General features: G+C 32.1%; 24 protein-coding genes, 2 pseudogenes and 1 other annotated feature. Of the genes and pseudogenes, 15 read left to right on the top strand and 11 right to left on the bottom strand.

The window, feature by feature from the left end; all coding sequences use genetic code 11:
- Positions 1–739 precede the first annotated feature (739 nt).
- The 3 genes from B7R67_RS04580 (at position 740) to B7R67_RS04570 (ending at position 2509) form a co-directional block, all read left to right on the top strand.
- On the top strand, positions 740–1684 hold the full coding sequence (locus B7R67_RS04580) for a DUF2157 domain-containing protein (protein ID WP_088067976.1): 945 nt from the start codon (positions 740–742) through the stop codon (positions 1682–1684).
- Between the two features lie 77 nt (positions 1685–1761).
- Positions 1762–2001 (top strand): hypothetical protein, encoded by a 240-nt coding sequence (locus tag B7R67_RS04575; RefSeq protein WP_158095024.1) that lies wholly within the window; start codon positions 1762–1764, stop codon positions 1999–2001.
- A complete protein-coding gene (locus tag B7R67_RS04570; protein WP_158095023.1) occupies positions 1991–2509 on the top strand; it encodes a GDYXXLXY domain-containing protein in 519 nt (172 codons plus the stop codon). Before B7R67_RS04575 ends, B7R67_RS04570 begins: the two co-directional genes overlap by 11 nt.
- Positions 2510–2605: 96 nt before the next feature.
- Here the strand turns inward: B7R67_RS04570 and B7R67_RS04565 are convergent, their stop codons facing one another.
- Together B7R67_RS04565 and B7R67_RS04560 are read right to left on the bottom strand one after the other, a co-directional pair.
- Positions 2606–4105, bottom strand: coding sequence for a malate:quinone oxidoreductase (locus B7R67_RS04565; protein WP_088067971.1), 1500 nt, complete (start codon positions 4103–4105; stop codon positions 2606–2608).
- 302 nt (positions 4106–4407) lie between these two features.
- On the bottom strand, positions 4408–4974 hold the full coding sequence (locus B7R67_RS04560; protein WP_088067969.1) for a biotin transporter BioY: 567 nt from the start codon (positions 4972–4974) through the stop codon (positions 4408–4410).
- A 162-nt stretch (positions 4975–5136) separates the two neighbouring features.
- On the opposite strand from B7R67_RS04560, the gene B7R67_RS04555 reads away from it, so the two are divergent.
- Both B7R67_RS04555 and B7R67_RS04550 read left to right on the top strand, forming a co-directional pair.
- Positions 5137–5655 (top strand): GrpB family protein, encoded by a 519-nt coding sequence (locus B7R67_RS04555; RefSeq protein WP_088067967.1) that lies wholly within the window; start codon positions 5137–5139, stop codon positions 5653–5655.
- 716 nt (positions 5656–6371) lie between these two features.
- Positions 6372–6599: a binding site (T-box leader), on the top strand.
- A 626-nt stretch (positions 6600–7225) separates the two neighbouring features.
- Complete coding sequence (locus B7R67_RS04550; RefSeq protein WP_088067965.1) at positions 7226–8962, top strand: aromatic amino acid hydroxylase; 1737 nt, start codon at positions 7226–7228, stop codon at positions 8960–8962.
- Between the two features lie 56 nt (positions 8963–9018).
- On the opposite strand, the pseudogene B7R67_RS04545 reads toward B7R67_RS04550, so the two are convergent.
- Positions 9019–9213 (bottom strand): annotated as a pseudogene (locus tag B7R67_RS04545) (MurR/RpiR family transcriptional regulator); the annotation flags it as partial.
- Between the two features lie 314 nt (positions 9214–9527).
- Entirely contained in the window at positions 9528–9953 is a 426-nt protein-coding gene (locus B7R67_RS04540) for a MarR family winged helix-turn-helix transcriptional regulator (RefSeq protein ID WP_088067961.1), read from the bottom strand.
- A gap of 201 nt (positions 9954–10154) precedes the next feature.
- Between B7R67_RS04540 and B7R67_RS22800 the strand changes: the two are divergent.
- Positions 10155–10347 (top strand): annotated as a pseudogene (locus B7R67_RS22800) (histidinol dehydrogenase); the annotation flags it as partial.
- Positions 10348–10670: 323 nt separating this feature from the next.
- Here B7R67_RS22800 and B7R67_RS04530 read toward each other — a convergent pair.
- On the bottom strand, positions 10671–11309 hold the full coding sequence (locus tag B7R67_RS04530) for a YitT family protein (protein WP_235822084.1): 639 nt from the start codon (positions 11307–11309) through the stop codon (positions 10671–10673).
- 613 nt (positions 11310–11922) lie between these two features.
- Between B7R67_RS04530 and adhE the strand changes: the two genes are divergently transcribed.
- The 3 genes from adhE (at position 11923) to B7R67_RS04515 (ending at position 16236) form a co-directional block, all read left to right on the top strand.
- Entirely contained in the window at positions 11923–14526 is a 2604-nt protein-coding gene (gene adhE / locus B7R67_RS04525) for a bifunctional acetaldehyde-CoA/alcohol dehydrogenase (protein ID WP_088067957.1), read from the top strand.
- Positions 14527–14631: 105 nt separating this feature from the next.
- On the top strand, positions 14632–15543 hold the full coding sequence (locus B7R67_RS04520) for an RluA family pseudouridine synthase (RefSeq protein WP_088067955.1): 912 nt from the start codon (positions 14632–14634) through the stop codon (positions 15541–15543).
- Positions 15544–15549: 6 nt separating this feature from the next.
- Positions 15550–16236 (top strand): copper homeostasis protein CutC, encoded by a 687-nt coding sequence (locus B7R67_RS04515; protein WP_328587363.1) that lies wholly within the window; start codon positions 15550–15552, stop codon positions 16234–16236.
- Positions 16237–16458: 222 nt separating this feature from the next.
- On the opposite strand, the gene B7R67_RS04510 is transcribed toward B7R67_RS04515, so the two are convergent.
- The 6 genes from B7R67_RS04510 to phaQ form a co-directional block, all read right to left on the bottom strand.
- Complete coding sequence (locus B7R67_RS04510; RefSeq protein ID WP_235822083.1) at positions 16459–17286, bottom strand: CAP domain-containing protein; 828 nt, start codon at positions 17284–17286, stop codon at positions 16459–16461.
- A 698-nt stretch (positions 17287–17984) separates the two neighbouring features.
- Entirely contained in the window at positions 17985–19349 is a 1365-nt protein-coding gene (gene nagE / locus B7R67_RS04505) for an N-acetylglucosamine-specific PTS transporter subunit IIBC (protein WP_088067953.1), read from the bottom strand.
- Positions 19350–19529: 180 nt separating this feature from the next.
- A complete protein-coding gene (locus tag B7R67_RS04500) occupies positions 19530–19718 on the bottom strand; it encodes an alpha/beta-type small acid-soluble spore protein (protein WP_088067951.1) in 189 nt (62 codons plus the stop codon).
- Between the two features lie 91 nt (positions 19719–19809).
- Entirely contained in the window at positions 19810–20253 is a 444-nt protein-coding gene (locus B7R67_RS04495; protein WP_088067949.1) for a MaoC family dehydratase, read from the bottom strand.
- 57 nt (positions 20254–20310) lie between these two features.
- Positions 20311–20820 carry a hypothetical protein gene (locus tag B7R67_RS04490; protein WP_088067947.1) on the bottom strand — a complete coding sequence of 170 codons (510 nt, stop codon included), beginning with the start codon at positions 20818–20820 and terminating at the stop codon, positions 20311–20313.
- 46 nt (positions 20821–20866) lie between these two features.
- A complete protein-coding gene (gene phaQ / locus B7R67_RS04485) occupies positions 20867–21286 on the bottom strand; it encodes a poly-beta-hydroxybutyrate-responsive repressor (RefSeq protein WP_088067945.1) in 420 nt (139 codons plus the stop codon).
- Positions 21287–21492: 206 nt separating this feature from the next.
- Between phaQ and B7R67_RS04480 the strand changes: the two genes are divergently transcribed.
- The 6 genes from B7R67_RS04480 to B7R67_RS04455 all read left to right on the top strand — a co-directional run bounded on the left by B7R67_RS04480 (position 21493) and on the right by B7R67_RS04455 (position 26546).
- Positions 21493–21963, top strand: coding sequence for a DUF4349 domain-containing protein (locus tag B7R67_RS04480; RefSeq protein ID WP_088067943.1), 471 nt, complete (start codon positions 21493–21495; stop codon positions 21961–21963).
- A 24-nt stretch (positions 21964–21987) separates the two neighbouring features.
- Positions 21988–22728 carry a 3-oxoacyl-ACP reductase gene (locus B7R67_RS04475; RefSeq protein WP_088067941.1) on the top strand — a complete coding sequence of 247 codons (741 nt, stop codon included), beginning with the start codon at positions 21988–21990 and terminating at the stop codon, positions 22726–22728.
- 33 nt (positions 22729–22761) lie between these two features.
- Entirely contained in the window at positions 22762–23841 is a 1080-nt protein-coding gene (gene phaC, locus B7R67_RS04470) for a class III poly(R)-hydroxyalkanoic acid synthase subunit PhaC (protein ID WP_088067939.1), read from the top strand.
- Positions 23842–23975: 134 nt separating this feature from the next.
- Positions 23976–25193 (top strand): NAD(P)/FAD-dependent oxidoreductase, encoded by a 1218-nt coding sequence (locus tag B7R67_RS04465; protein WP_088067937.1) that lies wholly within the window; start codon positions 23976–23978, stop codon positions 25191–25193.
- A gap of 153 nt (positions 25194–25346) precedes the next feature.
- Complete coding sequence (locus B7R67_RS04460) at positions 25347–26015, top strand: DUF421 domain-containing protein (protein ID WP_088067935.1); 669 nt, start codon at positions 25347–25349, stop codon at positions 26013–26015.
- Positions 26016–26039: 24 nt separating this feature from the next.
- The gene (locus B7R67_RS04455; protein ID WP_088067933.1) at positions 26040–26546 is read left to right on the top strand and encodes a DUF3189 family protein; all 507 of its coding nucleotides are present in this window, start codon (positions 26040–26042) and stop codon (positions 26544–26546) included.
- The last annotated feature ends 33 nt before the right edge of the window (positions 26547–26579 follow it).

Below are 26579 nucleotides of genomic sequence, written 5' to 3'. Positions count from 1 at the left end.
GTGGGTAACATCGCAAATAAATGTGGATACAGTGCAAATAAAAAATGTAGGAGTGCAAATAATCATATAATCGCTGCAAATATGTGGGTAAGTGCAAATGTAGTGTGGGTAACATCGCAAATAAATGTGGATACAGTGCAAATAAAGTATGTTGGAGTGCAAATAATCATATAATCGCTGCAAATATGTGGGTAAGTGCAAATAAATTGTGGAAATCGCAAATAAAAATAGCAAATCTGCAATTAAAATATGGAAATCGCAAATAAAATTACCAATTCTGCAAATAAAAATATGAAAATAGCAAATAAACACTTTTAATACCCATACCCCTTACTGTATTTCAGAGTATTTTTGTATAAAATATATGAGATTTACCGTTCAATTCAAAGATTTTAATTAAATTTGCTTATTTTTTATCTCAAAATGAGTTGTTTTTAGCTTAAAACTTGAGTATTTCACCGATATTCTAGCTAAACGTGAGAAATATACCCCCTGGAAAGGTGGGATAACACGATCGCCTGAATCATCCTCATAACAAAAATACAAATTACATGTTCTAGGTTATGTGCTGTAAGGTTTAGTAAGTGTAATAGAGTAGTAATTTAAACAAACGTTTGATTTAAATCTTTTCATTATTAAAAACCCTATTTTTAAATTTAGAGGTAATTTATATTTTATTAAGAAATTATAATAATAAAGAAAGTATTTTTAAAATCGTTAAAAAGGGAGGCGAAGTTAGGTGAGTAAGATAGAGCAGAAGTTAACAGAATGGCGCAAGCACGACTTACTAGATGATGAATCATTAAATCGAATACTAGAGTATGAGAGGCATCGGAATAAGGTTGAAAAGCAGTCTTTTTTAGGGGATATTGTTCCGTTTTTAATAGCCTTGCTTGTGGCATTTTCGATTTTAGCACTTGTAGGTAGTAACTGGAACGATTATAGCCAAACTTTAAGGTTAGTCATTATATTTATTACGCTTTTTATTTTCCATGCAGTTGCATTTATTAGTTATCAAAAAGGAAAAGAATTGTTTGGGCATTGTTTAAATTTTATTAATGTGATTGGATACGCCTGTGCTTTTGTATTAATTGTACAGATGTATCAATTCTCAAGTGACAGTCCGGTTTTTTTGATTACTTGGACGATGCTCGCGTTTCTTTATTACTATGTGCTAAGGCATAAGATGTTTTTTTATCTTTTCTTAGGAATCGGATTTTTCAGTTTGAGTTATAGTGCGGATGTAGGGACTGCACATGTTTATCTTCTTCAAATACCATTATTAATTTGTTCGATCTATTTCTTAAAAATAATGAAAAATCGTTGGAGTGCTAGCTTTAATTATACGTTCCTAGGTTATATAATCATTGTTTTTTTCCAAACAATGACAGAGAGACAATATTTGACGCCGATAATTGTTGTGTTATTTATTCTTTGGTTGTTGAATGAACGTGGAGTGATTGATTATGTTTTGTTACCGTTCTTTACTCCATTTGTGTGGATCGGCACATTTACAATTACGATGTATGGTGAAGCATATGATGTGGTTCACGAATTACAAAAAGAATTTTCACATGGATTCTTAAAACCGGTCGCTATACCATTCTTTGATACGATTATATTGTTAATACTTATTCTAGCAATCTATACTGCATATAAAAGTGGAAGGATAATTCTCAATTAAGAAGCTATCTTTGGATCTTTTTATTTATTTTCTTAGTACCGATTATTGGTATCGAAGACAAGTTAACGAATATGATGATGGGTGTACTCATATTATTTGGTTATACGTGTATTCGTTTATTTAGAGGAGTTTCCCATCAGGAAAAGGGAAGTATCATTATTGGATTCATTACGTTTGCTTTTCTAGTCATTGGTATTTACATGGGATTAGCTGTGTCATTTATCAGTAAATCGATTGTGTTTATCATCCTTGCAGCAATTTTATATTTTGTATTTATTCAGTCGAAAAAAGCAAGAGGTGATGAACATGAAAAATAAGAAGAAATTGATTTTGTTATCACTAGTCCAATTTTTAATCTTACTAGCTTTACTTGGAAACATCATGTACTTTAAGCATTCAGCTAATACGTTTAAAATAGAATCTGAAAGTTTAGACCCAATTGAACCGTTATTTGGTCATTACGCAGCTTTATCGTATGATTTTGACTCAATTAATGTGAAGGATTGGAAAGGGAAGGTAAAGCCCAAAGAAGGCAATATTGCATTTATTGTATTTCGAAAGGATGGGCAAAGCAGCATTTATAAATTTGACTATGCAACTGATCAACGTCCGAAACATTCAAAATATATTAAAGTAAAAATTCTATACTCGTATTGGAATGGAGATAGCGGTGATGAGATTACGTTTAAGCATAATTTAAGTCGTTTTTATATACCAGAAAGTCAAATGGACAAATACAATAAAGTTAGAACAAATTATATTGTTACTGTACAGCAGAAAAATGATCGTTCAGTTGTAAAATCTGTGGATGTCTTAGGCAAATAACTGTTATTGTTCATATAAAAAAGAGTATAGGTCCTTTGACCTATACTCTTTTTAAGTTTGAGACTTATAATATATGTTTCAATAGTTTTTAAATAATTAATTATATGCTAATTGTTTTTGGCCTAGGCCAAGAACTTCTGATGTTGAATTATGAATATCTTGGAAGAATTCTGGGTTGTCCATCAGTTTCATCCCATATGAAGGAATCATTTCAAGTATCTTTGGCTCCCATTCTTTCATATGTTGAGAGAAACATTTTTCTAATACTTCAAGCATAACATGGACTGCAGTAGAAGCACCTGGAGAAGCTCCAAGTAATGCAGCGATTGAACCGTCAGCAGCACTAATCACTTCTGTACCAAATTGTAATGTTCCTTTACCTGCCGCAGTATCTTTGATTACTTGTACGCGTTGTCCCGCAACTACGATATCCCAATCTTCACTTTTAGCGTTTGGAATGAATTCACGTAATTCTTCTATACGTTTTTCATTGGATAATAGTACTTGTTGAATTAGATATTTTGTTAATGGCATTTCTTTAACACCTGCTGCAAGCATAGTCATGACATTATTCGGTTTTACCGATCCAATTAAATCAAAATTTGAACCAGTCTTTAAGAATTTTGGTGAGAAGCCTGCAAACGGTCCAAATAGTAATGATTTTTTGTTGTCAATATATCTTGTATCTAGATGCGGAACAGACATTGGAGGAGCTCCAACTTTTGCTTTTCCGTAAACCTTTGCATGATGCTGTTCTGCTACTTCCGGATTGTTACATACTAAAAATAGTCCGCTAACTGGGAAACCTCCAACGTGTTTTGACTCGGGGATACCAGTTTTTTGAAGTAAAGGTAAACTTCCACCTCCACCACCAATAAAGACAAATTTAGCAGTATGGTATTCGACTTTACCGCTATTGATATTATGGACCTTGACTGACCAAGCACCGTCGTTAGTACGTTTAATGTCCTGAACACTATGATTGTAATTTATTTTTACATTTTTATTCTCTAAGTGCTCAAATAACATGCGTGTTAAAGCACCGAAGTTGACGTCAGTACCGGAATCAATTTTTGTTGCCGCAATTGGTTCGTTTGATGTACGACCTTCCATAATCAGCGGAATCCATTCTTTCAGTTTTTCAATGTCATCTGAAAATTCCATTCCTTGGAACAGTGGATTTTTGGAAAGCGCTTCAAATCTTTTTTTCAAAAACGAAACATCTTCTTCCCCTTGTACTAAACTCATATGAGGTATTGGCATGATAAAGTCTTGTGGATTACGAATTAAATTGCTTTTTACAAGATAAGACCAATATTGTCTAGAAAGTTGGAACTGTTCATTAATACTAATTGCTTTGCTAATATCAATCGAACCATCCGATTTTTCGCTTGTGTAGTTAAGCTCACATAATGCAGCATGGCCTGTCCCTGCATTATTCCATTCATTAGAGCTTTCTTCTCCTGCATTTGCTAGTTTTTCGAATACTTTAATTTCCCATTCAGGTGCTAACTCTTTCAGTAATGATCCCAATGTCGCGCTCATAACTCCAGCACCAATTAAGATAACGTCAGTTTTTTTCTGTATATTGCTCATTTTAACCATCCTCATCCCCGATATTTGCTAAAAAGAGTAGGCGCTCCTGCTTGGGTGGTACGAAAAGCAAGGTGGCACCTAGGAATATATATTATCTATCTTAATTATAACCATATATTACAATTATTTATAGATTAAAATAGTTTATAATCATCTGATAATTATACTCTATTTGAAAATAGTAAAAAAGATATAAGTCATTCATTGAGTTATTATCGCGAACAAACCTAAATTTTATAAGGAAAAAAATAAGCCTTTTCTCGAAAAATAATCGAGAAAAGGCTGTAATCAGCTTTCTAATATTATGCAGAAATTTCGTTACGCTTTAATAAGTTTGCTTTTACTAAACGTTTACCAACGATTATACCTAAGGCAGATGCTATATATGCTTTAACTAGGCCTAAGAGAATAAATGGATAAAATCCGAAAGCTAAAGCATCGTGCCAGTTTAAAGAAGCAGCGATTTTTAACCAAACAGTACCAATAATTAGCGTTACGAACATACCAATTGTATTTGCGATCATAGCATTTAATACTGTGAAGTTTGTTTTTTCAATATAGTAAGCGATTAGAAATACAGTAGGAATAAATCCGATTAAATAACCACCCGTTGAACCAACTAATACACCAAATCCAGCAGCTCCGCCTGCAAAAACTGGAATTCCGATTGCTCCTAATGCTATGTATAGAAGTAATGAAATCGTTCCATATTTTTTACCTAAAATTGTTGCCGCAAGCCCAATCGCTAATGTTTGCCCTGTAAACGGAACAGGAGAAAAAGGCAATTGAATAGATATTTGTGCTAATATACCAATAATTGCTGCAAATAGAGCTGAATTAATAAGCATTTTTAATCTTTCTTGTTGCATCGTTCGATCTCCCTCTCTTTATGTTAACTTATTATTTTTTTTAGTTAACATATTATAAACTAATTATATTTTATGACGAAAAATTGTCAATATGAAATTATTGTGATGCAGGTCTTGTTTAAATTTAAAGTGAATCTATACTTTGAAGGTGAGGGATAAAAGGTGCCAACTCCAAATGTGGTAATAAAGGATTATAATCCTGATTGGGAAATCCAATTTGAATATGAAAAAGATAGCATATTGTCGGTCGTTTCGAATAAGGCATTAAAAATTGAACATATAGGAAGTACTTCTATAAAGGGCTTAGGGGCAAAGCCAATAATTGATATAATGGTCGGAATATCTAATATAGAAGAAACTGAAGCAATGATTGGGCCTCTAAGTACAATTGATTATGAATATGTTCCAAAGCCAGAATTAACGGATAGAAGGTTTTTTCGGAAAGGTCTTTGGGGACAAGGAACATGTCATTTGCACATTTGTGAATGGAATAGTATGGAATGGATGAACAAAATAAAATTTAGAGATTATTTAAGGAATCATCCTGAAGCTGCACTAGAATACTACAATCTAAAACTCAATCTTTCGAAAGAATTCAAATTTGATCGTCAAACTTATACAAAGAAAAAAGGACCATTTATTAAAGAAATTATCGAGCGAGCTAACAGAAAAGTATATTAAAATAATAAAATACTAGAGTAGAAAGTTGAATAAAAATATCTTAGTCAATCCTTGCTGTATAAGTAAAAATAGATCAATTTAATTCATGAAGTTAAAATTCATCTATGGCTAACTGATGATGAAAATTACCACTTTAGTACAGAAGAAATTTGTCCAGGCATAACGGATGATGCACACTATGGATTATTAAAATAGTTGCTTTAGATCATATAAAAATAAAAAAATATTTCTCATCTTAACAAGGGGTTTCTTGAATATAATGCATTGGATTTAGATGAAAATTTGAATTCACTACTTAAAAGAAAGGCTCTGTTAATTGTTGATATTTTACAAAACACATTTTTGAAAAAGATTTTATAGAGTTTAAAGACATTGATTGGAGTGGAAGGTACGAGACTGAAAGAGCAGGGAAGGGCAAGGATGAATAGGAAAGGCAGGGAAAGTATAAAGGACGAGAATTACTTAGAGGAATTCAATAAAATACTCTAAAGTCTTTTAATTTTTAATATCTTTGCCTTTCTCCTTGATTCTGCCATTCTTTGAACCTGCTCTTAAGAAAGCGAGCATCCTGGAAGGGAAATCATCAATATTTTTTTTAAAGAGCCCGAAAAAAGAAAATAAATTATATTTGTATAGTAAAATAAATTTTAAAAAAGAAATATAAAAAGTGTTGACATTTCTTTGGAATGAGAATAAAGTATGTATTAATTGAATTACGAAAAGCAATGATAGGAAATTGAGTAGTGAAGTTTTCCCTGTAACAGAGAGCTGGTGGTTGCTGCAAACCAGTACATAAAACGCATGAATTACAATCCTAGAGCATCTTCTTCGAAACGAATAGTGAGGGGAAGACGGTGAAGAGCCGTTATGAAATGAAGATATTAGTATAGCTTTTTGTACTAATAATTTAGGGTGGTACCGCGAAATAAAAGTTCGTCCCTACTGTGCAAACAGTAGGGATTTTTTTTATGGTTAGAAATCTAAAAGACATGTATAGGTGTTAAAGAATATGTTATAGGTGTGGGAACGTAAAAGTAAGAGAAGAAAAATTATGCTTGTCGAGGCTGAACAAACGCCTTCCACATTTCTTGGTGTCTAGTTCCAGGCTTTAGCTCCTCGAGGTCATAAGACAAAAGCCAATAAAGGTTAAAAACCAACCTTCATCGTCATTTGTCTTATGCTTGTCGGAGCTGAACAAACGCCTTCCACATTTCTTGGTGTCTAGTTCCAGGCGTTAGCCTCTCGAGGTCATAAGCCAAAAGCCAATAAAGGTTAAAAACCAACCTTCATCGACTTTTGTCTTATGCTTGTCGAGGCTGAACAAACGCCTTCCACATTTCGATTTTGAAAGGAGTGATGCATTTGGTTGATTATGACTATATATACCGAATAAAAAAAGATTTTGTGGAAAGAAGGAGTAATTTTGAAAAGGTAGAAATGGTTAAATGATGGAAACTTGCTTAGAAATGCTCAAAAAAGCTTTTAGCAAGATTAGAATGTACGGGTATTTTTAAGAAAGTAGAGTAATAGATTATTAAGTAGAATATTTTTAAAAAGGGGATCTGATGAAATGAAAGAAGCAACTTTTGAAACAAAAATAATACCACCTCACTTGAAGCAATACTTATCGGAGCAAAATTACGATTTATACACGCCGATCGATCATGCTGTATGGCGTTATGTAATGAGACAGAATCATCATGCATTAAAGGATAAAGCTCATTCTGCATTTGTAGATGGATTAAAGCAGTCTGGAATTGAAACTGAAAAAATTCCAAACGTAGCAGAAATGAACGAGTGTTTATCAAAAATTGGTTGGGGTGCTGGCATCGTAAATGGATTAATCCCGGGTGCTGCATTTTTTGAGCTTTTAGCAAACGGTATATTACCAATTGCAACAGAAATACGAAAAATTACGAATATCGAGTACACACCTGCTCCAGATATTATTCATGAGGCTGCAGGTCATGCGCCAATCTTATTTGACCCTGTATTTAGAGAATACGTACAAAAAATTGGTTCAATCGGTGCAAAGGCATTTGCTACAAAAGAAAAACAAGAGTTATTTGAAGCAGTTAGAAATTTAACAATTGTAATGGAAAATCCAAAGTCGACTGAAGAAGAAAAAGCAGCAGCTCAAAGATTAGTTGAAGAAAAACAAAATGCAATCGTAGGTATTTCAGAAGCGGAAAAAATTTCACGCGTATTCTGGAGAACAGTTGAATATGGTTTAATTGGGGATTTAGATAATCCAAAAATTTACGGTGCAGGATTATTATCTTCAGTTGGAGAGAGCACGCATTGCTTTACAGATGCTGTAGATAGACTTCCTTTCTCTGTTGAGGCAGCTACAGTTCATCCGAAAAATGTTACTGAAATGCAATCACAGCTATTTATTTGTAAAAACTTCGATGAGTTAATGGAAGGTGCCGAGGAATTAGCAAGTACAATGGCATTCCGAGTTGGTGGTACTGAAAGCTTAGACAAAGCTCTTAAATCTAAAAGCGTTGCTACATTTGAGTTGAATTCGGGATTATCTGTAACAGGTATTGTTCATGCGATCTTAAAGGATGAAAATGGTGAAGCAATCTATGTAAATACAACTGGTGAAACTGCATTATCATTAAACAATAAACAATTAGATGGTCATGGGAAAGATTACCACGCAAAAGGATTTGGTACGCCAATTGGACTTTTAAAAGGAAATATTGAACTAGAACAATGTGATGATGACGCACTTAAAAATTTAGGAATTGTCGTAGGCAACTATGTTGATTTAGAATTCTCAAGCAATGTAAGCGCTTCCGGGAGAATTGTGAATATTATTAAAAATGAAGATAAAGTTGCATTAATTTCATTTGAAGATTGCACAGTTACTTACGGAGGAAAAGAATTATTTAAAAAAGAATGGGGAACTTTCGATATGGCTGTAGGATCTCGCGTAGTATCTGCATTCCCAGGTGCGGCAGATCCAACTTCTTACTTTAGTGATTCAATTAAAGAGGTAGAGTTCGAAAAAGAAACACCAGCTCCACTAACAGAATTAGAAAAATTATACAAAGAAGTAAGAGTAATTAGAGAAAAGAATACATTCTGTGATGACTGCATTTCAAAACTAATTGCTATTCATAACGAACTAAACCGTAATCATCAAAGTGATTGGTTATTACGTCTAGAATTACTTGAAATTGCAACAGTTAATGCTAAATTAGCACATATTGTAGAACCACTTAAAGCTGAATTAGGCGAATTAAAAAAGGTAGATTCTTTAAAAAATCTAATTACAAATGGCTTAAAACTAGTTTGATAAAAAATAAGAAAAGCATTACTTCAATAGAAGTAATGCTTTTCTTATTCACGTTAGCTTCCGATTCCGATTGTTTTACAAAACCTTACGACACTCGCTTCACTAGCACCTGTATTTTTAGAAATATCTTTAGTTGTTAAGTTAGGTACGATTTCTGCATGCTCCATAATATAAACAGCAATTTTTTTTTCAGCTTGAGTAAATCGTTCCATATAATTTTCTATTTTTGATAAGATTGTTAAATGTTTCATTTTACTAAACACCCTTCTCCCAGTACATACGATTACTATTACCTCTATTATGAACCAAATAACTTAAAAATCATATCAATATACTAATTAAAAAAATAAATATTGCTCAAAACAGATTAACATTTCTATTCATAAATAGATGATCAAAAATACTTACTTATTTTCAAAAAGTTCATCTAATGACCTTTTTTATGTGAAATATAATCTACTTTTTACTCTTTAATTGTTAAAAATCAAGCCTGCGCCTAGTTGAATTCTCATTTTAATCATTTTCATTTTTCTGCTGCTTTTCTGTTATTTTTTTAAACCCATTTTTATTCTGAATTTATTTTATTTAACAAAAAGCGAAATTGGTCTTTCTCATTGATTGAAAGTTTGTTAAATACGGAAGACCATAATTCTTGGCGGAGATTGAAAATTTCTTCAACTGTTCGTTCGCCTTCTTTACTTAATTCAAGCCATGTAACCCTGCGGTCACGATTATCTCTTTTTCGAATGATTAGTTGGTTACTTACCATTTTATTAACTGCAGTTGTAATTGAACCTGAAGATAATCCAATTTGTTTACCAAGCTCTGATGCAGTACTTTTTCGATTCTTATATATTAAATACAAAAGTAAGTATTTTGGTGGAGTTAAAGAGTTTTTTACTTCATCCTCTGTTTTTTGCCAATTCTTTCGTACTTGAATCATTAAATTTGTTAAATCGTCTATAAGAAGCTTATCTGTATCACTTAACAAAGAAATGTCCACCTCCTATAAATAATTGTATAAAGATGTAAATAACATAGGCATTGTACGTATAGGTTACCAATATTCATGTTCTTTTTCAAGATTCAAGAAAATACAACGTAATTTTTAAATATGTAAAGTTTTGGCTGTATAGTATCCATAGTATTTTGTAAATAGTATGATAAAAGACATTGGTAGGGGTGAAGTACAATGTTTAAGTATTTTAAGTTTAAAATAAATGATACTGTTCAGTTTGTGAAGAATGATGGCCATTTCTACAGAGTTATTGGCTACAGAATCGAAAAAAGTATATATTTAAACGATGAGTACAGTAGCATTATTTACGAACTCTTACGAGAATTTGATGGGTTACAAGTTGATGCTGAAGAAGAAGAATTAATAAGCGTATCTAATTTTGATGAGTTTTATGGATCGATGTTTGAAAAATTAGGTACATTTACAATCAAGTTTTCTAAAAAACATGAGGAAATTCAGAAGAAAAGCGGAGAAAATCCAGCTTCAGTGGACGAGCTATTAGATAAATATAATGATTATCGTAGATTGGCTATTCTTTTTAAAGATTGCCTATATGATTTGGCAGCTGAAAATGTTTTAAATGAACTTGCAGATTTCGCTGAAGTAAAACAAGATTATACTCATTAAGTTTTATGCTGTATTTTTCATTTTTGAGGATACCTATAATAACACTAAAAAAGATTACATGCATTATGCATGTAATCTTTTTCCATTTGATTTAATTGAAACAGATTCAGTTTTAAATTTACTTTGATAGATCAATTCAGTTACTTTTGCACAAATTGCAACAGAAAGAATAGTATAGCCAACTTCATTCCATGAAAGATAACTTAATGAGCATAAAAGAATGACAGCATCAAAAATAAAATAAACCTTACCAATTGAAATCTTTGATTTTCTACTCATTATGATTGTCAGAATATCGTCTCCACCTGTTGCACCACCACTTCTAAGGATTAACCCTAAACCGATTCCAGCAAATATTCCACCTAAAATAGCAGGGATCCAAAGATGATTTCCAAAGTGTAGAGTGATATGTGATGTTTTTTCTATAAAAGCATAAAATGCAGAAAATGAGATTGCTCCAATTGAAGACTTAATTAATAATTTTTTTCCTAGGAAAAATCCAGCAATTACAATAATCGGTACATCAAGAACTAATGTTGTGATCGAAGGAGATATGTTTAATGCATTTTTGACTAATAATGCAATCCCGATAAATCCACCTTCTGCAAGATTGTTTTGAAAATGAAAATGATAAAGTGTTGTTGCTAAAATAAATGAACCGATTAAAATCATTAAGGTCTCACCCAAACGATTGTTACCCATTGTTATTTCCTCTTTTCGTAGTTAGTAGTTAAAAGTAATTTATAAACTAACTACGTACATATAAAGCTCGTAGTTAGTTTTTGGACCTTCTAACTACAAAGCTATATATCATTGAAGAAATAACATAATCGCCTGTCAACCATAGTTTCGCCTACCTTCAGTTTATTTTAGAGTTCTTTTGGTTCTCTAAATTAAAACCGCTAAGTGTAGGATAAGTCTTTACGTTGCCAAATGCTCCTTCGAGCAATCATGGTTACACGTCCTTTTTTCCAGTTTTGTTAGATAAGTTCTAACAGGTGAAAAATAAGTTCATTCGAACTTACTCTTAATCTTATCATATGCGGAATAAATTGAAAAAAGAAAAGATTTAACAAATATCTACAAATATTAATATTTGATCAGAGTAATGGGAGAGTTCATGAGATAGAAAAATTAATCCTTATAAAAATAGTTTATTTATAAATGTGAAATATTTCACAAAATAGACATAGCATTTTAGAAGAATTCGATATATATTAAATTTGTAAACCGATTGTGAAATATTTCACAATATCACAGTGGGACATTATATAATCTAATGGTTTGCTTACTGTCCATAGAGGAGGAGAGCCAAATGGCTGTTCAAGAAAAAATTGTAAATGAATTACGTAATGCATCTGAAGTAGTTAATGAGTTGGTCGTAAAAGGACAAAAAGCTTTAAAGGAATTTGAAACTTTTAATCAAGAGAAAATTAATGAAATTGTACATTCAATGGTTTTAGCCGGATTAGATCAACATATGACACTAGCAAAAATGGCAGTTGAAGAAACAGGCCGTGGTGTTTATGAAGATAAAATTATAAAGAATATTTTTGCAACAGAATATATATGGAATTCAATTAAAGATAATAAGACAGTTGGAATTATTAGTGAAGATCCACAAACTGGTATAACAGAAATAGCAGAACCTGTTGGTGTAATTGCTGGGGTAACACCTACAACGAATCCAACTTCAACAACACTATTTAAAGCAATAATTGCAGTTAAGACAAGAAATCCAATTATTTTTGCGTTCCACCCTTCAGCGCAAAAGTGTAGTCGTGAAGCAGCCAGAATTGTTCGTGACGCTGCAATAAAAGCAGGTGCTCCTGAAAACTGTGTCCAATGGATTGAAGTCCCTTCAATTGAAGCGACAAAATGCTTGATGAATCATGAAGGTGTAGCACTTGTTTTAGCAACTGGTGGTGCTGGAATGGTTAAATCAGCTTATAGTACTGGAAAACCTGCACTTGGAGTTGGTCCTGGTAATGTACCTTGCTATATTGAGAAATCAGCAGACATTAAATGTGCCGTAAATGACCTAATTTTATCAAAAACATTTGATAATGGTATGATTTGTGCATCTGAACAAGCGGTTATTATTGATGAAGCGATTTATAATGAAGTGAAAACTGAATTAAAAGAAAATAATTGTCACTTTGCTACAAAAGAAGAAAAGAAGAAACTAGAAAAGCTTGTCATTAATGAAACAACTTGTGCTGTAAACGGTGATATTGTAGGAAAATCAGCATTTGAAATTGCAACATTAGCTGGAATAAAAGTAGCTGAAGATACTAAAATTTTAATTGTTGAGTGCAATGGTGTTGGTGATAAAGAACCTTTAACTAGAGAGAAATTAAGTCCGGTATTAGCTTCAATCAAAGTTAAAGGCAAAGAAGAAGGATTTAAACGTTGTGAAGAAATGTTAGAGCTTGGTGGTTTAGGACATTCTGCTGTCATTCATAGTCAAAACGAAGAAATTCAAAAAGAATTTGGATTAAGAATGAAGGCTTGTCGTGTTATATCAAATTCTCCATCTGCACATGGAGGTATTGGAGATTTATATAATGCTTTTATTCCTTCATTAACATTAGGATGTGGTTCACATGGTAAAAATTCTGTATCAACCAATGTTACGACAGTGCATTTATTAAATATAAAAAAATTAGGAAGAAGAAATATGAATATGCAATGGGTTAAACTTCCACCAAAAATTTATTTCGAAAAGTATTCAACAGGTTATTTAGAGAAAATGCCAAATGTTAAAAAGGCATTTATCGTAACTGATGAAGCAATGGTTAAATTAGGGTATGTTGATGTAATTAAATACTATTTAGAGAAAAGAAACGAAAATATTCAAATTGAAATTTTTTCAGATGTAGAGCCAGATCCTTCAGATGTAACTGTTATGAAGGGTGCTGCTAGGATGGCTTCATTTGATCCTGATACAATTATTGCTTTTGGTGGTGGATCAGCAATGGACGCTGCAAAAGGAATGTGGATGTTCTTTGAATATCCTGAAACAACTCTAGATGGACCGAAACAAAAGTTTTTAGATATTCGAAAAAGAGCTTATAAATATCCTAAATTAGGCCGCAAAGCTCAATTCGTAGCAATTCCAACAACTTCAGGGACAGGTTCAGAAGTGACACCTTTCGCAGTAATTACAGATAAAGCAAATAATATTAAATATCCTTTAGCTGATTATGAATTAACACCAGATGTAGCCATTATTGACCCTCAATTTGTAACAACTGTTCCAAAAAGTATTACAGCGGATACTGGTATGGATGTATTAACTCATGCTATTGAGGCATATGTAAGTGTACTAGCAAATGACTATACTGACGGTCTCGCTTTACAGGCAATTAAATTAGTATTTAATTATTTACCAAGAGCATATAATGACGGAAATGATTTTGAAGCTCGTGAGAAAATGCATAATGCATCAGCGATAGCTGGTATGGCATTCGCAAATGCATTTTTAGGAATTAATCATAGTTTAGCACATAAAATTGGAGCAGAATTCCATATCCCACATGGCCGTGCGAATGCGATCTTAATGCCACACGTTATCAAATTTAATGCTAAGAAACCAACAAAGTTTACAGCATTCCCTAAATATAAGCATTTCATTGCTGATGTAAGATATGCTGAAATAGCACGTTTCTTAGGACTTCCAGTTACAACAACCGAAGAGGGAGTTGAGAGCCTAATTAATGCTGTAATTAGTTTATCAAAAGAGTTAAATATAAATATGAGTATTGAAGCACAAGGTGTAAGTGAAAAAGAATTTAAAGAGAAAGTATCTTATCTAGCTGACCGTGCTTTCGAGGACCAATGTACTACTGCAAATCCAAAGTTACCACTTGTGAAGGAGCTTGAAGAAGTATATATGAATGCATTTAAAGGCTGTTAATTCACAAATTCATAAGTAAAATTAAGGAGCACTTTAAAATGGGTGCTCCTTTTTTGAACTTTCTTATTTTGATATAATAGCCATATTGAAAGTGGTGATTAGAAAATGGAAGTAAAGAAGTTAGATTCCTGGTTCCAGGTAAAAGTAAGTGATGCACAGAAGAATCAAACGATTGAATCGTATTTAAAGAATGAATGGCAATTCCCGAAAAAGCTCCTTCATGAATTAAGAATGGCAAAAGGATGTAAAGTTAATGGTGAAATCAAACCATGGAATATGATACTTCTACCCGATGATCAAGTTGAAATTTTATTGTTCAATGAAGAAGATTACGGTGTGACTCCTCAAAATCAATCAATCGAAATTTGCTATGAAGATGATCATTTACTTATTGTAAATAAACCATTTGGAGTCGATACTCATCCTAATGAAAAGGGACAATTAAACACATTAGCAAATGGAGTAGCATATCATTTTCAAGAAAACGGATTGAAAATTAAAGTAAGGCACATTCATCGTTTAGATAAAGATACAACAGGTGGTGTAGTATTTGCTAAACATGCATTAAGTAGCTCAATTCTAGATTCAATGCTAAGTCAGCGTAAAATTAAGCGTACTTACACAGCAATTGTTGAGGGAAATGTTAAGTCTCTAAAAGGTACAATTAATGAACCAATCGGAAGAGATCGACATCATCCAACTAGAAGAAGGGTTTCTCCTAAAGGAGATAAAGCAATTACCCATTATACGAAGAAAAAATATATCTCCAAATCAAATATAACGATCTTAGAGTGCCAGTTAGATACAGGTCGAACTCACCAAATCCGAGTTCACTTAAGCTTTTTAGGGCACCCATTGATTGGAGATGTTTTATATGGTGGTAAACGTAAATTATTGAATCGTCAAGGATTACATGCAAGTAATGTTCAATTGATTCATCCATTTACGAAAGAGGAATTATCGATCAACATTCCATTTCCTACTGACATACAACAAATACTAAATGAAAAGAGATGAATGTATATGATGTTATTAGAAGTAATTGCAACAAATGTTAAAGATGCAATTGATGCAGAAAAATACGGAGCAAATCGAATAGAATTAGTTACTGGAATAAAAGAAGGAGGTTTAACTCCGAGTTATGCAACAATAAAAAATGTCATTCAAAATGTTTCAATTCCCGTCCACGTAATGATTCGTCCTCATAGTCGTTCATTTATATATGATACATATGATAAAGAAGTAATTTTAAATGATATTTCTATCTGCAAGGAACTGGGAGCAGCAGGTATCGTATTTGGCGCTTTAACTGAGGAAAATACAATTGATGAAGAGTTTTTGAAAAGCGTGACAAATCATGTTAGAGGTATGAACTTTACGTTTCATAGGGCGATAGATGATTCGAAAAATATAGTAGAAGCAATTAAAACATTGATGCAATATCCAGAAATTACTCATGTCTTAACATCTGGTGGTATGACTAGTGCGATTGATGGAAAAGAAGTAATTAAAAATATGGTTGAACTGACAAATGAATCAAACATTAAAATTTTAGCAGGCAGCGGTTTAACAATCGAAAATGTATCTGATTTTGTTGATTTTACGACTGTAAGAGAAATCCATTTTGGTTCTGGTGTACGTAAGAATAATTCCTCAATTGAAGGTATTGATTCAAATTCAATGGCACGATTACTTAGTCAATTAAGCTAACTAAAGTATTTTTACATTAAGAAGAGGAATAGAAAACAAGACGTGGTTGTTGTATAAGTGAAACATAAGCTTCTATTTTCGACTAAAGGCTCGCAAATTAGCGAGTTTTCTTTATGGATTAACTTATAATTTATTATGATCTTCGTATAATAAAAAAAGTAGTCCATCATTCAGATGGACTACTTTTAGAGACAGCTAGAGACAATTTTAATTATTTATTAATTATTTACCGATAAATTGTTGAGTCCAAGCATTTGATCTTGAATCGTAACCTACACCAATTTGGTTTAAGTTAGGGTTTAAGATATTAGCACGGTGACCAGCACTATTCATCCAAGCAGTTACTACTTCTTCAGGTGTTTTTTGACCTTTAGCGATGTTTTCTGCTGCATAGTTATAAGTGATACCGAATTGTTTCATCATATCAAATGGTGATCCATAAGTCGGTGAGTTGTGGTCAAAGTAATTTTTATCAGTCATATCTTGTGATTTTAAACGTGCAGTTTTAGATAAAGTTGCATTAACTGTAAATGGTTTTAATCCAGCTTTAGTACGTTCTGCATTTGTTAATTCAACTACTTTTGCTTCATATGCTGATAATGAAGCAGTATTAGATGATGTATCTGTTGATGGTGTAGTTGGTTTAGTTGGTGTTGACGGCGTAGTTGGTTTAGATGGTGTAGTTGGTACCGTCGGTTTAGTTGTTGGCGTTTCAGGTTTAGCAGGCTTTGTTGGAGCCGAAGGTGTTGTAGTTCCTGGGTTAGCAGGCTTTGTTGCACCTTGTTGTGCTAATTGTTGTTTAATAGAATCCTGAAGTTGCTTCATATCTAAACCATTGCTTGATAAAAATTTAGTTAAATCGATTTTAATAGGACCATTTGTAGTTGATAAGTTTGGTAGATTAAAATAATTGAATAAAGAATCACTTAAGTTAATAACGTGGTTATATGATTTTGTATCCTTATTAATTGTATCTGCTTTTACTGCACTTACAGGAGCACCCACTAGTAGAGTAGCAGCCATAGTTGATAAAGTAACGATTTTTTTCATGTTCTTTCTCCTCCATTTGTTCTGTTCTCGCTGTACAAGTAATACTTTAGCATGAAAACGCATGACATAATTATGGGAAATAATGGGGAGGCAAATTTGAGGGTTTTTTTGGTAAACTGTTTTAATACAGAAATTAAAAAAATCGTTGTTATAACTACTATTTTACTAGAATAATAATCATTAATTTGATTAATTCTATGTATAATATTCCCAAAAAAAAAATCAGATAGTAAGTAAAAGCCTTATTTTCTCGTTATATTTGTGGAAGAAAAATCCAAATTTGTTTACATTCAGTTAACTTTGTAATCATTCTGTAAAATTCGTATTAAAGGTGAATAAATTGAAATTATTTATTGATGTTACAAAACAGTACCTTTTGATTTTGTGTTAGCTAAATGATATTAATTTAGGTTTTAAAAAAGAAGATGGATTAGACGAGTATTGAAAATGGAGAATGATAGTAGATCTTCTATATATAGAAGGAAAAATTCAGCTTGGTCTTAAAATCACTAAAAAGCGATTAATAAATTGTACTAAAAAAACTGTTCTACAATTGTTTTACACAGTTTTTTACTTTTAATTGAAAGATCAATACAGATTGAGTAGGAATAATGAAAGACAGGATTAATGAGAAAGTAAAACTAAGTCATTTAGAAAACAAAAAAGCTTGTCCTCAAAGGACAAGCTTTAATTTTGATTTATTTTACTTGTTTTTTTAAGTCTTCAGCAACAAATTCTACATTTGTTCCGACAACTACTTGAACGTTTTTATCATCTAATTTAATAACTCCACGAGCACCAGCTTTTTTAAGAAGTGACTCATTTACTTTTGAAGCATCTTTAACTTGTAAACGTAAACGAGTAGTACAGTTATCAATATTTGTTAAGTTTTCTTTTCCACCTAAAGCTTGTAGGTATAAAGAATCACCAATTTCAGTCGTTACTTCATCATTTTCTACTTCTTCATCTTCACGACCTGGCGTTTTAATGTTAAATTTCTTTATAGCGAAATAGAATACAACAAAGTAAATTACGCCAAAGATTAGACCAATTAAAATTAACAGAATCGGTTTTGTTGCAATGTTGTAGTTAAGGATATAATCCATGAAACCAGCTGAGAAAGTGAATCCATCTTTAATACCTAAAGCATTTACGATACCCATTGATAATCCAGTTAAAATAGCATGAATTGCATATAATACTGGTGCGATGAACATGAATGCAAATTCAATTGGTTCTGTAATACCAGTTAAGAAAGAAGTTAAAGCAAGCCCGATAAACATACCTGAAACAGTTTTACGTCTTTCTGGTTTAGCAGCAGCAATCATTGCGAATGCAGCAGCTGGAAGACCGAACATCATAATAGGGAAGAAACCAGTCATGAACATTCCGGCAGATTTGTCACCAGCGAAGAATCTGTTTAAGTCACCGTGAATTAATTTGCCAGCAGCATCTGTAAAGTCACCTAAGTTGAACCAGAAAATTGTATTTAAAACGTGATGTAATCCTAATGGGATTAAGATACGGTTTAAGAAACCGAATACAGCAGCACCGATTGGACCTAAATCAATAATCCAGCTACCTAGTGAGTTAATTCCATCTTGAATTGTTGGCCATACATAACCAAAAACTAAAGCTAAAACAAGCATTGTAGCAGACGTTATAATCGGAACGAATCGACGTCCACTAAAGAAACCTAACCATTCTGGTAATTTAATACCACTGAAACGGTTATAAAGTAAACCGGCAATAACCCCTGTAATAATACCACCAAGAGCAGCCATATTAATATCTTTATTAATTGTTGTTGTTCCTGCAGTTAAAACGAAATAACCAATTGCACCCGCGAGACCAGCAGCACCATTTCCATCTTTAGATATACCAATTGCAACACCAATTGCAAATATTAATGGAAGGTTAGAGAAAATTGCATTACCTGCAGCAGCCATAAACGGAATGTTTAGCAAATCAGGTTGTCCAAAGCGCAGTAAAAGCCCTGCAGCTGGAAGGACTGCGATTGGTAGCATTAATGCTTTACCAATACGTTGTAAGAAACTAAGCATAGTTTACTCCTCCAATAAAAATTAATATTATGATTACGCTTTCAATATTAACTTAAAAGTTCAGACTTGTCTATACAACTAGTTAAGATATTTGTGTTATTTTTTTCCAAAAAATAAAAATAAAAAGGGAAGAATAAAATCTCCCCTATATTAAGCCATCTTATATAGTTATAAATTTGATTACATACCTTTTAAATGACTTTGCGCTTGAGCAATTAAACGTTTAGTGATTTCGCCACCAACTGAACCATTTGAGCGCGCAGTTGTATCAGAGCCTAAAGTCACTCCAAATTCGTTAGCGATTTCGTATTTAAATTGATCAAGTGCTTGTTCTACACCTGGAACTAATAACTTATTCGTTCTAGTCATGATAATCTCCCTTTCTGTAAGAAAATAGCTTACAATTATATTTTTTACAGATAGGTTTTTATCATGCTTGGTAAATACAGTCATATTAGGTTTATGTTAACTTTTTAACCAATGCAGTACCTTCAACGACGAGCATATTTTCTTGGTTATATACATTGGTTTGGAGTGTTAATAATTTTTTGTCTTCTCTTTTACGTAATACACTGACAATTACTTTGATCGTGTCATTAATTTTTACTGGTGCTTTGAAAAATACTTCTTGAGATAAGTAGATGGTGTTTTTACCGGGAAGTTTAGTACCTAGTACTGAAGAAATAAAGCTGCAAATCAACATGCCATGTGCAATTCTCTCTTTAAAGATGCTTTCTTTAGCAAAATCATCTAATAAGTGAATTGGATTTACATCTGTTGATATTGCAGCAAATTGCTCGATTAACTCTGCAGTAATTTTAACTTCAAGAGTAGCTTCATCACCAACTGATATGGAGTCAAAATGAACTTCCTGTACATTTCTTGCACTTTCGAAAACATTCATTTTGTTTCATCCTCTCTTTGATGAAATATCTAGCTATTCAAGAAAATTGATAGTCAATTAAAGTTTTGCGAAAGAGAATTCTTGTAGTTGTTTTAACCAATCTTCTTGATTTTTTTGGAACTGTTGAAATAAGTTCGTCCAACTAGTGAAAGGTGAGTTAGTTGCTGGTTGTTTAAAAATTTGTTGGAAAAATTGTTGTTGCTGATTCGAAATTGTATTCATTGTTTGAAAAAATGTTTGATATGGATTTGGATTCATATTCATCCAAAATGATTGAAAAGGAGCAAATTGATCAAATAATTTTTTCCATGTTTTTTCATACGATTCTTGATTCAGAGTGGGCTTAATTTCGTTAATTAATTTAATCATTTCTTGAAATTGTTCATATGATTCTTGTTGCTGTACCTGTACTTGCTCATTTAAAGCTTTCCATTGTTTTGCTTGCTCTTGTAATAAAGACTCAGTCCATTGTTGAATTTGTAATTGATTATCTAATAAGTATTGAAGCATTTTTTGAAAATTCTCTGCTGCTAATTCTGATTGTAACTCAAGTGTTTTTTCAGTCATTAGTGTTTCCTCCAAAAAAATTTATTATTGAATGCATTACGCAATTTCAATCATCTTTAAAATTTTCATCAGAATTGCTAAATGGAAAGAAAGAGCTAGTATAGATTGAAAAAAATGTTTGAAGCATTTGATTATATTGAGTAAATGAATTATGACATGTTTTTAAATATTCCTCGCCTGCATCTGTAATCGAATAAATCCGTTTAGCAGGACCTTCGATTCCATGTTCCCAACTCGATTTAATATAACTTTCTTTTTCAAGTTGTCGCAGAATTCGATAAACATTACTTGAATCCAGTGTTGTGAAACCTAAATCAAACAAAACTTGCATTAATTTATAGCCATGCATATTCCATTGCTTAAGGCTTAGAAGTAGGAAGGGAACTAAGAAGTTTTTTGGCAATGTAAGTGAATCAGAAGCTTCTTGCTTATTTTTTTTGTTTGTGTCCTTATTACTTGTTGTCATAAAGTATTGTTCCCCCTTATAACGTAGTATGGAATCATCCTTTATGTGTAATTTACACTTAGTTAAATTTATTGTCAATGTATTTTAAATATAATGAATATTAAAAAACAATATTCGACATGTACTGTAGAAATATCACGAAAATCTAGCATTGTTTTGTCGTCAGCTTGTTTTCTATACTTAAAGTAGAGTGAGGAGGATTAAAGATGTCAGAACAAAATTTTTCAGATCCATTGAAAATGTGGAAGCAAATGTATGATGTTAATGAAAAATACTGGGGAAAAATGATGAACGATGTTGTTCAGAAGGAAGAATTTTCTGAGTGGATGGGTTCTGTAGTTGATTTTAATCTATTTTGTAAAAAAATGATGAATGATCAATCCAAAACATTCTTAGAGGCTTCGAATATTGCTTCAAAAGATGATATTGCAAATGTAGCAAGCCTAGTGATTAATTTAGAATCTAAGGTTGATACATTAGAGGACCAATTATATTTCGAGAACCATCAAGATTTAGATGTAGCTACTTTGAAAAAAGAGTTAGACATAGCCGCATTAAAACGAGATCTTACAAAAGTGAAAGCTGAAACCAAATCAATTCAACAACAAGTTAGTGAATTAAAGTCTTCAATGACGAATATTGAGCAACTTTTACAACAATTAACAACAAAACAATAATTGGGTAAAAAAGGAGAATGATTAATGGATTTAGTAAATCGTGTAGCGATCGTAACAGGTGGAGCAAAAGGAATAGGAAAAGCTATAGCATTCGCATTAGCAGAAAAAGGTGCAAAGGTTGTAATTAATTATAATAATAGCGAAGCACATGCAAAAGCAGTTGTAGATGAACTTTTTGAGAATGGTTTTGAAGCTTTAGCAGTTCAAGCGAATGTTGCTGAATTAGATCAAGCAAAAGCATTAGTTGATCGTACGGTTGAACATTTTGGACGTTTAGATATTATTGTTAATAACGCTGGGATTACGAGAGATCGTACCTTTAAAAAACTTAGCGAAGAAGATTGGCATGAGGTAATTAATGTAAATTTAAGCAGTGTTTATAATACATGTAATTCTTCATTACCGCATTTACTAGAATCTGATAATGCACGAATTATCAATATTTCGTCTGTAATTGGTCAGGCTGGTGGATTCGGTCAAACAAACTATTCTGCTGCAAAAGCAGGGATGATTGGATTTACTAAATCATTAGCGCTAGAATTAGCGAAAACGAACATTACAGTTAATACAGTATGTCCAGGATTTATCGAGACAGACATGCTGAGTGAAGTTCCTGAAAATGTGAAAGAACAAATTAAATCAAGAATCCCGAAAAGAAGATTTGGCACAGTTGATGAGATTGCAAAAGCAGTTCTTTATTTATGCCAAGACGGAGAATATATTACTGGACAACAGATTAATGTAAATGGTGGTCTTTACGTCTAAGTAATTTGACATTCTCATATAGGGGGGAATAGTATGTTTAGTTCACAAACGTTAGAAGAAGCATCTGAATCGCTTCCAAACGGATTAAAGGAATCTTATAAAAGATTGAAAAAAACTGCTGATATTTTAATTAAAGAAGGAGAACCATTAGTCGGGCAATCTCCTAAAGAAGTTATTTGGACTAAAAATAAGAGTAAACTGTATCATTATATTCCAACTACAAAAAAAGTAAAAAAGACTCCAATATTGCTAGTATACGCATTAATTAATAAGCCTTATATACTGGACTTAACGAAGGGGAATTCCTTTGTAGAGTATTTAGTTAATGAAGGATTTGATGTCTATTTATTAGATTGGGGAACATTTGCACATGAAGATCGTCATTTGAAGTTTGATGATATCATTCATGATTATATTGCAAAGGCAGTAAATCGAGTTTTACGTTTTTCAGGTGCTGATGAATTATCAATTTTAGGCTATTGCATGGGTGGTACTCTAACAAGTATGTATGCTGCCTTATATGAAAAGGCTCCAATTAAAAATTTAATATTTATAACTAGTCCATTTGATTTTTCAGATACTGGTTTATATGGTGCATTTTTAAATGAAAAATATTTTGCACTAGACAAAGCTGTCGATACATTAGGAAATATTCCACCAGAAATGATTGATTTTGGTAACAAAATGCTAAAACCAATTACAAATTTTGTTGGACCTTATGTAACACTTTTAGATCGCTCTGATAATTCGAAATTTATTAAGTCTTGGCAGTTAATGCAAAAATGGGTTACTGATGGAATTCCTTTCCCTGGCGAAGCATATCGCCAATGGATTCGTGAGTTTTATCAACAAAACAAGTTAGTAAATGGTGAATTAGAGATTAGAGGTAGAAAAGTAGACTTGTCTAATATTAAAGCAAATGTATTAAATATTTCTGCTACGAAAGATCATATCGCGATGCCATGTCAAGTAGAGGCATTAAATGAGTATATTTCAAGCGTGGATAAGCAATATGTATCCATTCCATCAGGCCATGTTTCAATAATGTTTGGACCAGTTTCTTTAAAAACAACTTATCCGACAATTGGTAAATGGTTAACTGAAAGGTCGTAATCTATGTTTTTTATGGAAACAAAAAAATAAAATAGTAATTTAAAGTATAAAAAATCTCACTTTTAAAAAGTGGGATTTTTTTCATGAAATAGACAAAAACTACTATAAAGAAGAACTGTTGAAGGGAGAAAATTATGAAAACGATTAGTGGTAAGCTATATTGGCCTTCGACTTATTCTCTTTCACAAACAGAGCAAATTCGCTTTAAACCTTTAGATGAAGATGAAGATTGTGATTATGTAATTGTTGGAAGCGGTGAATCAGGATGCTTATGTGCTTATTTTCTAAGTCAAACTGGTGCGAAAGTAATTTTATTGGACAAGCGTAATATTGCTCAAGGAAGTACAAGTGCAAATACAGGATTATTACAATATTCAAATGATAAATCGTTGAATTCATTTATAAATTCTTATGGAAAAGAAAAAGCAGTACGACATTATCAATTATGTGTAGAGGCAATTAAAGGTTTAGAAGAAATGTCAAAAACAATTGATATTGATCCTGATTTTATAAAAAGAAAAAGTTTATATTTTGCAAGTGATCAAGATGGAAAAGAGAAGCTTGAATTAGAATTCAAAGTCTTAAAAGAAAATGGATTCAATGTAGAACGATTCACTCAGTCACAAATTAAAGAAAAGTTCAATTTTACTAAAGAGCTTGCACTTTATACAGGAGCTGATGCAGAGGTAAATCCATATAAATGCGCACATGGCTTACTATTATATGCCATGAAAAGAGGTTTAAAGATTTATACTGAGTCGGAAGTGACAAGTATTATTGGAGTAGAAAATGGGGTACAATTATTTACTAAAAATAAAAGAAACATTCGTGCAAGGAAAGTAATTTTTGCAGGAGGGTATGAATCCTTAGAAGTAAAAAGTGAGAAAAATGCTACATTGACTTCAACTTTTGCGATTACGACCCAGCCAATTATTGAAGATTATCATGCTTGGTATGAAAATTGTTTGATTTGGGAGACAGCAAGACCGTATTTATATTTGCGAACGACAGTGGATAGAAGAATTATAGTTGGCGGTCTCGATGAACCTACAATTATTCCTGAAAAACGAGAATCATTACTATTTCATAAAAAAGAACAACTTATTACTAAACTGGTTGATTTATTTCCTCAATATAATAAAGCAAAAGCTGAATTTTATTGGACAGGAGCATTTGGAGGTACTCATTCAGGGTTACCTATGATTAGACAATACAATGAATATCCCAATTGTTATTTTCTGATGGCATATGGGGGGAATGGAACAGTTTATAGTTATATTTTAGCTAAGATATTAAAAGACTTAGTTACAGTTGGAGATCATCAAGACGCTCATATTTATCTAAATCGTTGAAGTGAATTTGCATGTGCATTCAAATCATAATCAGCAATTATTTAAGTAGATAACTAATAATTAAAAATGGATTAGAATTTTCTTTCAAATGTATAAAAAGCATTAAATAGTAAGAAAATTTAAAGGTAATAAAAGATTAGGAGTGTTTTACACATGAGTTATCAAGAAATGTTTAGCGAATTATTTTTTGGATATATCGCACTTTTTATTGTCGTAAAAATTAATGGAAAAACACAAATCACTCAAATAACACCATTTGATTTGATTTCCTCACTTGTGCTAGGAAATTTACTTGGGGATGGAATATATGATAGCGAAGCAACTCTAGCAAAAATACTATTTAGTGTATTTACATGGGGGGCTTTAATATTAGTTACAGAGTTTTTAACGCAAAAGTCAGTTAAAGCTAGGAAGTTGTTAGAAGGAGATGCTTCGGTTGTCATAAAACATGGAGCAATTCAATGGAAAGAACTGAAAAGAAATCGTCTAGATACTGATCAATTGATGCAATTACTTAGAACAAAAGATACTTTTTCTGTTAGTGAAGTTGCATTCGCTATTTTAGAAAACGACGGTACTGTCAGTGTCTTAAAGAAATCAGATTTTGATACGCCTACAAAGCAAGATTTAAAAATTCAACGAGAAAAAGAATTTTTACCAGTTGTAGTGATAAGTGATGGAAAAATTATGAAAAGAGCACTTAATTCATTAGAGAAAGATGAGAATTGGGTACATAAAAAACTTAAAGAGGCAGATTTATCATTGAAACAAGTATGCTTTGCAGAATGGGATTCAAAGCAATTACATTTACATACTTATTAATACAAAAATTTGAGGATGAGATGAATGAAATATTATATTTATTATTGTTTTGGAGGGACACATTCTTCTGCTTTAGCTGCAGCCTATCATTTGAAACAATTACCGCTTGATCGAGAACCTACAACAGAAGAAGTGAAAAATACTTATCTATTTAATAAACTGAAACCAAAAGATGGTGGGAAAATATTTTTTCATGGAGCAGATGAAAACGGTGATCAAGTTTATACAGTCGCAAAAAGATATACTAAAAATGTACCTAATGCAATTGAAAGCTTAGGTCTAATCTTACTAAATGGCGAAGATAAAATTATTTTATCCTGCACTTCACCGACCGTACCATTAGCAATGACATTAGGCGGCTTTACATCAAGATTTTTGAAAATCGATTTTATTGGAGTACCTTTACTAGTACTGGGTGCAAAACAAACTTATAAGAACTTGATAAAGCTTGTTGAAAATACAAAAAAATATCACCACTTGGCTGCTGAAAAAGTTACAGACTTATCTAATAAAAACTTTAATAAAGATTAAAAATGGGCGGGTAACGTCCATTTTTTTTTGATA

The sequence above is a fragment of the Gottfriedia luciferensis genome, assembly GCF_002156865.1.
In the GTDB taxonomy this organism is placed as follows: Bacteria; Bacillota; Bacilli; order Bacillales; family Bacillaceae_G; genus Gottfriedia; species Gottfriedia luciferensis.
Note: the sequence above shows the minus strand (reverse complement) of the source record. Positions and strands in the feature narration are given on the sequence as shown.